Source organism: Cupriavidus sp. SK-3, assembly GCF_000611145.1.
GTDB lineage: Bacteria > Pseudomonadota > Gammaproteobacteria > Burkholderiales > Burkholderiaceae > Cupriavidus.
In genome coordinates, this window is record NZ_JFJV02000264.1 from 106,542 (window position 1) to 113,947 (window position 7,406).

Sequence of the window (7,406 nt, forward strand, 5' to 3'; positions counted from 1 at the left end):
GCTGGGTGCATCGTTGTCTCCATGCGGACGCGTCCTGGACTTTGCCTGGCGCGTCCTGTCATTGCTGCAGGAATTGCCGGTTGCCCGCGTGGCGGGACGGCCGGCCTGACGTGCCGGGCGCGTGGCCGGGTGAGGGCTGCCGCGCTTCGTGGATTGGCTCTCCTGTTGGAGCGGAATCCACGCAACTCGCTGTCCGGATCGGATTGTCCGCAGCGAATTGTCGGAACGTGGAAGCCAATATAGTGCATATCATTTTTGTATGCAATTTTTGAATTCACTGTGCTACCATGAATCGCACAGAATAGAGCTCTCGGACGAGAGTCAAGGCGCACCGGGACGGTCCGGCGACGCCGGCCCGGCAACCAAGGCACCGCTGGCGCGGCGCTTGCATGATCCGGCGCCATCGCATTCGCGCACTTCCAGCAGGAGACACGCATGGCAGCAACCCTCACGCCCGCTACCGAAACCGGGGCGCGCATCATGGCCTGGGCAGATACCCTGGCTGTCCATACCGAGCAGCCCGGCATGCTCACCCGCACTTATCTCACCGAGGCCCACCACGGCGCCGCCGCGCAGCTGGCCGAGTGGATGCGCGAAGCCGGCATGACGGTACGCCGCGATGCCGCCGGCAACGTGATCGGCCGCTATGAAGGCACGACGCCCGGCGCACCGGCGCTGCTTACCGGTTCGCACTTCGACACCGTGCGCGACGGCGGCCGCTACGACGGCAACCTCGGCGTGATCCTGCCGGTCGCCTGCGTGGCCGAGTGGAACGGCCAGGGCAAGCGTTTCCCGTTCGCCATCGAAGTGGTTGGCTTTGCCGAGGAGGAGGGCGTGCGCTTCAAGGCCACGCTGCTGGGCAGCCGCGCCATCGCCGGCACCTTCGACACCAACGTGCTCGACAATGTGGACGACTCAGGCAAGACCATGCGCGAAGTGATGCGCGCGGCCGGTTTCGACCCTGCGGGCCTGCCTGCCGCCGCGCATCGGCGCGAGCAGGTGCTGGCCTTCGTGGAAGTCCATATCGAGCAAGGCCCGGTGCTGCTGAATGAAGGGTTGCCGCTGGGCGTGGTGACCGCGATCTCCGGCGCCACCCGTTTCATCGTCGAATTCGAAGGGCTGGCCGGCCACGCCGGCACCGTGCCGATGGACATGCGCCGCGATGCGGCCATGGCCGGCGCGGAGATCGGCCTGTATATCGAGCGCCGCTGCGGCGGCCTGCCGGGCCTGGTGGGCACCATCGGCCAGTTCAACGTGCCCAACGGCGCCGCCAATGTGGTGCCAGGCCGCGCGGTGATCTCCATCGACATCCGCGCCGGCGAAGACGCCGTGCGCCAGGCTGCCGTCAACGACGTGCTGGCGGAGATCGAACGCGTGTGCGCCCGCCGCAATGTGCGCGTGAAGGTCCGCAAGACGCATGAAGCCGTGAGCGTGCCGTGCGCGCCCTGGCTGCAGACGCAATGGGCGGATGCCATTGCCCGCCAGGGACTGCCGGTGCGGCACCTGCCCTCTGGCGCCGGGCATGACGCCATGGCCATCGCCGCCATCGCCGACGTGGCGATGCTGTTTGTGCGCTGCGGCAACGGCGGCATCAGCCACCACCCCACCGAGATCATGACTGCTGAAGACGCCACCAGTGCTGCCGCCGTGTTCAGCGATTTTGTCGAGCATTTCGACGAGTCTTCCGCACGGCAGCAATAAGCGGCGCGGCCAGGCGCCAGCGTCCCCGATCCTGAGAAACCTTTAGATTTAGATTCAGAGATAAAACATGACCGCACGAGACAACGTGAACCCGCTGCAGACAACGCTCACCAACTTCATCGACGCCCAGCGCCCCGCGCAGGAAGCCTTCCTGGCCGAACTGGTCAAGGTGCCGTCCGACAACCCGCCGGGCGACTGCGACGCGCACGGCAAGCGCGCCAAGGTGCTGCTCGAAGGCCTGGGCTTCAAGGTGGAGGCGCACAAGGTGCCCGACGAACTGGTCAAGGCCGCCGGCATGATCAGCGCCACCAACCTGCTGGTGCGCAAGACCTTCGGCAAGGGCGGTCCCACCATCGCCATGAATGCGCACGGCGACGTGGTGCCCCCCGGCCTGGGCTGGACCAAGGACCCGTACGGCGGCGAGATCGCCGACAGCGAGCACGGCCCGGTCATGTACGGCCGTGGCGTGGCCGTGTCCAAGTCGGACTTCGCCACCTACACCTATGCGGTGCTGGCACTGATGGAAGCCGAGAAGCAAGGCGCCAGGCTCAACGGCACGCTGGAACTGCAGTTCACCTACGACGAGGAAACCGGCGGCGACATCGGTCCCAAGTTCCTGCTCGACCAGGGCCTGAGCAAGCCCGACTACGCCATCTCGGCGGGCTTCTCCTACGGCATCACCTCGGCCCATAACGGCTGCCTGCACGTGGAAGTCACGGTGAAGGGCAAGCAAGGCCACGCGGCCATGCCGCACACCGGCGTGGACGCGATCGAGGCTGCCACTCACATCCTGCAGGCCATCTATGGCCTGCGCGCCGAACTCGCCACGCGCAAGTCGAAGACGCCGGGCATCGACACCGCCACGCTGAACGTCGGCCTGATCAAGGGCGGCATCAACACCAACGTGGTGCCCGACCTGGTGACCTTCCGCGTCGACCGCCGCATGATCCCCGAGGAAATCGGCTTCGACGCCGAAGGCGAACTCCGCGCCGTGGTCGAGAAGGCCGCCAGGGACCGTCCGGGCATCGAGGTCAAGGTCGAGCGCATCATCCTGGCCGAGCCGCTGTCGGAACTGCCGGGCGTGGAGAAACTGATCGGCGCCCTCAAGGGCCGTGCCGAGGAAGTGTTCGGCGTGGAAATCCCGGTGCAGGGCGTGCCGCTTTACACCGATGCCCGCCACTACACCAAGTACGGCATCCCCACCGTCCTGTACGGTGCCGGCCCGCGCACGCTGATGGAAGCGCGCGGCCACAACTCGGATGAGAACCTGCGGCTGAATGACCTGAACCGTGCCACCAAGGTAGTGGCGCTGGCGCTGTCGGACCTGATTGGCTGATGGCTGGCTTCCCCTCCCGCCCGCGGGAGGGGGCGGGGATGGGGGCAGGCGCTTGCCATGCCGCATCCCCGAACCTTTGCAGACAAATTATTCTCACAACGAATAACTTTGCTCTGTGCAATTCAATTTAAATTCCTTGGCGGCATTTTCAGCTCAGAAGATCGGCCGCGACTTTCTTCTCCCTCCGCTCCTGCCATCCGTTTGAGCCGGTAACGTCTCCGCATTCCCCAGCAAAACCTCCGCATCACCCGCCGTGCCGACCACTTGCGCTTAGTATCAGTGCTCTTATATTATGTTCGTGCTCTGACATACATTGAATCCTCGCAACGTTCCAAGGAGAGATGCGCATGCCGACCCACGCCCGCATGGAGTACATCGATTTCACCAACACCGCCCCCGCCGTAGCCACCGCCCTGCGCGCCTTGTCCAAGGCCGTGGACGACGCCGGCCTGGACAAGTCCCTGACCGAACTCATCAAGCTGCGCGCCTCGCAGATCAACGGCTGTGCGTTCTGCGTGCAATTCCACCTCAATGCGGCGCGGGGGCTGGGCGTGGACCAGCGCAAGCTGGACCTGGTGGCGGCATGGCGCGATGCCGGGATCTTCAGCGCCCGTGAGCAGGCTGCGCTGGCCTGGACGGAAGCGCTGACGAAGCTGAGCGCGGAAAGTGCTTCCGACGCTGTCTACGCCCAGGTGGCCGGGCAATTCCCCGCGGGCGAACTCGCTCACCTGAGCGCGGCCATCGCCAACATCAACGCCTGGAACCGGATCGCGGTGGGCTTGCGCTTCTCGCCGCCGGCCCCGGCGCAGCCCCGGAGCGCCGCATGAACGCCCCCGCGCAAGACGCCACGCAGGCAGGCGATCGCGAGCCGATCCGCTACGTGGACGATGAAGCGGGGGTGCTGGCGTGTTTCCCGCTGATGCATCAACTCCGCCCGCACCTCGCATCGCCCGAAGAATTCGTGGCACGCTGGCGCCGCCAGGTAGCGGCAGGCTATCGCCTGCTGGCGCTGTGGCAGGGCGGGCGGCCGGTGGCGCTGGCCGGCTTCCGCTTGCTGGACAACCTCGTGCATGGCGTGCATTTCTACGTGGACGATCTCGTCACCGATGAGTCCGCGCGCAGCGGCGGGTACGGCCATCTGCTGATGAACCGGCTCAAGGACGAGGCGCGCGCGCTGGGCTGTGCCAAGCTGGTGCTGGATACGCCGCTGACCAATGTGCTCGGTCACCGCTTCTATTACCGCAACGGCCTGCTGGCCTCCGCGTTGCGCTTCAATATCGCGCTTGCCTGACACGGCCAATCCCGGTGACCGGAGAACCATGACCAAGCTCCTGCATATCAGCGCCAGCGCACGCGGCGAGTCCTCGCTGAGCCGGCAGGCCGCCCGGCGGCTGCTGGCGCAAATCAGGCGGTGCCATCCCGCGCTGGCGGTAAGCGAGCGCGACCTTGGCAGCGAACCGCCGCCGCATCCGCCGGCGGCCCTCGTCGAGGCCAGCCTGATGCCGGCGGCGGACCGCGGCGCCGCCGAACTTGCGGCGCTCGCGCACTCGGAGACGCTGATCGCGGAACTGGAGGCCGCCGAGTTCGTGTTGATCTCCACGCCGATGCACAACTTCACCGTGCCATCCGCGCTCAAGGCGTGGATCGATCATGTGGTGCGGATCAACCGCACGTTTCGTAGCACGCCGGCTGGCAAGGCCGGGCTGCTCGCCGACCGGCCGGTATGGCTGCTCGTCACCTGTGGCGGGCCGCTCGATGAAGGCCCCGCGGCCCAGCGCGATTTCCTCACGCCTTACCTGCAGTACGTGCTGGCCTGCATCGGCCTGACCCGTTTCGAGGCGCTACGGCTGGACCAGATGCGACGCGGCGGCGAACACGTCGCACGCGGCATGGCGCGCGTCGATGCGTGGGCCGGGCACCTCGCGCAGCAGTTGAATGGCGCCGGTGGCGGAGCGGCCCGTCCGGACGGCAGCGATCGGCGAGTGCCCCGAACCGGCTGAGCCGCGTCCGCCGCGCGGGTACCCTCCGGCGCATAGCCGGCGCCGCGCCTACCGCCTGGCCGCGCGCTCCACCGGCAGCGTCTCGTCGCCATCGCCCAGCGAGCGCTGCATCAGCACCGTATCGATCCACTGGCCGTGCTTGAAACCAACCGACTGCAGCCGGCCGATGGTGCGGAACCCCACGCGCTCATGCAACGCCAGCGAGCCCGCGCCCTCGCCGCTGGCGGTGCAGGCGACCACCGCCACCATCTGCCGCCACGGGCCGCTTTCGCAGCGCGAGACCAGCGCGGCAAGCAGCGCCAGCCCCAGGCCCTGGCCACGGTAGCGCTCGTCGATGTAGACCGAATCCTCGATGGCGAAACGGTAGGCGCTGCGCGTCCGGTAGGCGGAAGCATAGGCATAGCCCAGCACTTCGCCGCCGCGCTCGGCCACCAGGTAGGGCAGCCCCTGGCGCTTCACCTCGGCGTGGCGCAGCCGCATATCGTCCACGCCCGGTTCGACTTCCTCGAACGAAGCGCGTCCGTGGCGCACATGGTGGGCATAGATGGCCTGGATGGCGGGGATGTCCGCGGCGGAGGCGTCGCGGATCGAGGGGCTGGCGCAGGCCTGGACGGCGGCGGTGGCATTGGCCACGGCCAACGGCGTGGCGGAAGCAGCGCTGAGTGTGGCGAGAGGGGCTTTCATGGTGCTGGCGCGGCGCGCGGTCTGGGCAGGTGAGCCGGAAGGCAGATCGGATCCGGGTTGATGTCGGAACGTGGAGGGAAGCCGCGTTACCGGTGTTTATCGGAGCCAACCAGAGCGGCCCGACGCCGCTACCTTACCGTGCACCGATGCTATAAAGGAAGCTTCGCTGACTTATGCAGCGCATAAGAATTTCTTTGCCATGCGGCATCTCAATCCAGACTTTCTGCAGGCCTTCGCCCTGGTTTGCGAACTGGGCAGCTTTTCGGCAGCCGCCGAGCGCCTGGGCCTGAGCCAGCCGGCGGTCAGCCTGCAGGTCCGCCAGCTCGAACAGCGTTACGGCCTGCGCCTGCTGGAAAGGGTGGGACGCCATGTGCTGCCCACCGCCGCCGGCGAGGACCTGCTGGCGCACGCGCGTGGCGTGGCGAGCGCGCTGGCCGCCGCCGACGACAGCATGGCGCGCCATGCCGGCGCAGCGGTAGGGCGGGTGCGGCTGGGCACCGGTGCCACCGCCTGCATCTACCTGCTGCCGGCAGTCTTGCGCGACCTGCGCCGCGCCATGCCGGCGCTGGAGATCGTGGTCAGCACGGAAAACACCGGCGAGGCGCTCAAGGCGGTGGAAGACAACGCGCTCGACCTGGCCTTCGTCACGCTGCCGGCTTCGGGCCGGATGTTCGACATCACGCCCGTGCTGGAAGACCCGTTCGTCGCCATCGGGCCGGCCGACGGCGATCCGTTGCCCGCCACCGTGGCGCCCGCCGATCTTGCCGGCCGGCCGCTGGTGCTGTTCTCGCCGGGTGGCAATACGCGCCGGCTGGTGGATGAGTGGTTCCTGCGCGCCGGCATCAGCGCGCGCCCTGTCATGGAGCTGGACAGCGTCGAAGCGATCAAGGAACTGGTCGGCGCCGGGCTGGGTTACTCGGTGCTGCCCGGCATGGCCTTGCCGCCCGGCCAGCCGCGCGCCCGCATCGCCGTGCGCGCGCTTGCGCCGCCGCTGGCGCGCACGCTGGCGCTGGTGCTGCGCCACGACAAGCCGCTGCGTGCCGGACTGCGCGCCACGGTAACGGCCTTGCTGCGGCTGGCGCCGGAAAAGCGCGGCGCGGACTGAGCGTACATGCCCCGCCGCAGCGGGGCATGCGGGCGCGCGGCGCCGCTTGTATAGTGCGGGTTTCAGCCCCAGGGGCGCGGGCTCGCTCGGCCGGCCATCGCAATGCCAGCGTGCGCCGGGCCGCCCCCCCACCGAACCAGGAGTACCGTCATGATCACCATCTATCACAACCCCCGTTGCTCGAAATCGCGCGAAACCCTGGCGCTGGTCGAGGCCGCCGCAACCCGGCTGGGCGAGCCCGTGGAGATCGTGGAGTACCTGAAGACGCCACCCACGCTGTCCACCCTCAAGCAGCTTCACACCATGCTGGGCGTGCCGGTGAGGGAGATGGTGCGCGACAACGAGGCGCCCTACAAAGAGCTGGGGCTGGCCGATCCCGGCCTGACCGATGCCGAGGTGCTGGGCGCCGTGGCCGACCATCCCATCCTGCTGCAGCGCCCGGTGGTGGTGCGCAACCGCCGCGCCGCGATCGGCCGTCCGCCCGAGAACGTGGCGCCCTTGCTGGCCTGAGCCTGGCTTGTTCCGGCTCCGGGCCCGGCAAATCGCGGCCCCTGAATAAAACCGGCCCCCACGCAAGGTG

8 protein-coding genes are annotated in these 7,406 nt (G+C 68.0%); 7 read left to right on the plus strand and 1 reads right to left on the minus strand.

The features are described from left to right. The first annotated feature begins 435 nt into the window (after positions 1 to 435). The 5 genes from CF70_RS28520 to CF70_RS28540 all read left to right on the plus strand — a co-directional run bounded on the left by CF70_RS28520 (position 436) and on the right by CF70_RS28540 (position 5,037). Positions 436 to 1,701: an allantoate amidohydrolase gene (locus tag CF70_RS28520; RefSeq protein ID WP_035873193.1), complete on the plus strand. Its 1,266-nt coding sequence runs from the start codon at positions 436 to 438 to the stop codon at positions 1,699 to 1,701. A gap of 67 nt (positions 1,702 to 1,768) precedes the next feature. Further along, positions 1,769 to 3,037, plus strand: a complete 1,269-nt coding sequence (locus CF70_RS28525) for a M20/M25/M40 family metallo-hydrolase (RefSeq protein WP_035873196.1) — start codon at positions 1,769 to 1,771, stop codon at positions 3,035 to 3,037. A 365-nt stretch (positions 3,038 to 3,402) separates the two neighbouring features. Further along, positions 3,403 to 3,864, plus strand: a complete 462-nt coding sequence (locus CF70_RS28530) for a carboxymuconolactone decarboxylase family protein (RefSeq protein WP_200876829.1) — start codon at positions 3,403 to 3,405, stop codon at positions 3,862 to 3,864. Next, on the plus strand, positions 3,861 to 4,328 hold the full coding sequence (locus CF70_RS28535) for a GNAT family N-acetyltransferase (protein ID WP_051649144.1): 468 nt from the start codon (positions 3,861 to 3,863) through the stop codon (positions 4,326 to 4,328). Before CF70_RS28530 ends, CF70_RS28535 begins: the two co-directional genes overlap by 4 nt. Positions 4,329 to 4,356: 28 nt before the next feature. Then, positions 4,357 to 5,037: an FMN-dependent NADH-azoreductase gene (locus tag CF70_RS28540; protein ID WP_063830509.1), complete on the plus strand. Its 681-nt coding sequence runs from the start codon at positions 4,357 to 4,359 to the stop codon at positions 5,035 to 5,037. A 48-nt stretch (positions 5,038 to 5,085) separates the two neighbouring features. On the opposite strand, the gene CF70_RS28545 is transcribed toward CF70_RS28540, so the two are convergent. After that, positions 5,086 to 5,721, minus strand: a complete 636-nt coding sequence (locus CF70_RS28545; RefSeq protein WP_035873198.1) for a GNAT family N-acetyltransferase — start codon at positions 5,719 to 5,721, stop codon at positions 5,086 to 5,088. 199 nt (positions 5,722 to 5,920) lie between these two features. Between CF70_RS28545 and CF70_RS28550 the strand changes: the two genes are divergently transcribed. Further along, positions 5,921 to 6,826, plus strand: coding sequence for a LysR family transcriptional regulator (locus CF70_RS28550; RefSeq protein WP_035873201.1), 906 nt, complete (start codon positions 5,921 to 5,923; stop codon positions 6,824 to 6,826). 150 nt (positions 6,827 to 6,976) lie between these two features. Further along, on the plus strand, positions 6,977 to 7,336 hold the full coding sequence (gene arsC, locus CF70_RS28555; protein WP_035873204.1) for an arsenate reductase (glutaredoxin): 360 nt from the start codon (positions 6,977 to 6,979) through the stop codon (positions 7,334 to 7,336). The last annotated feature ends 70 nt before the right edge of the window (positions 7,337 to 7,406 follow it).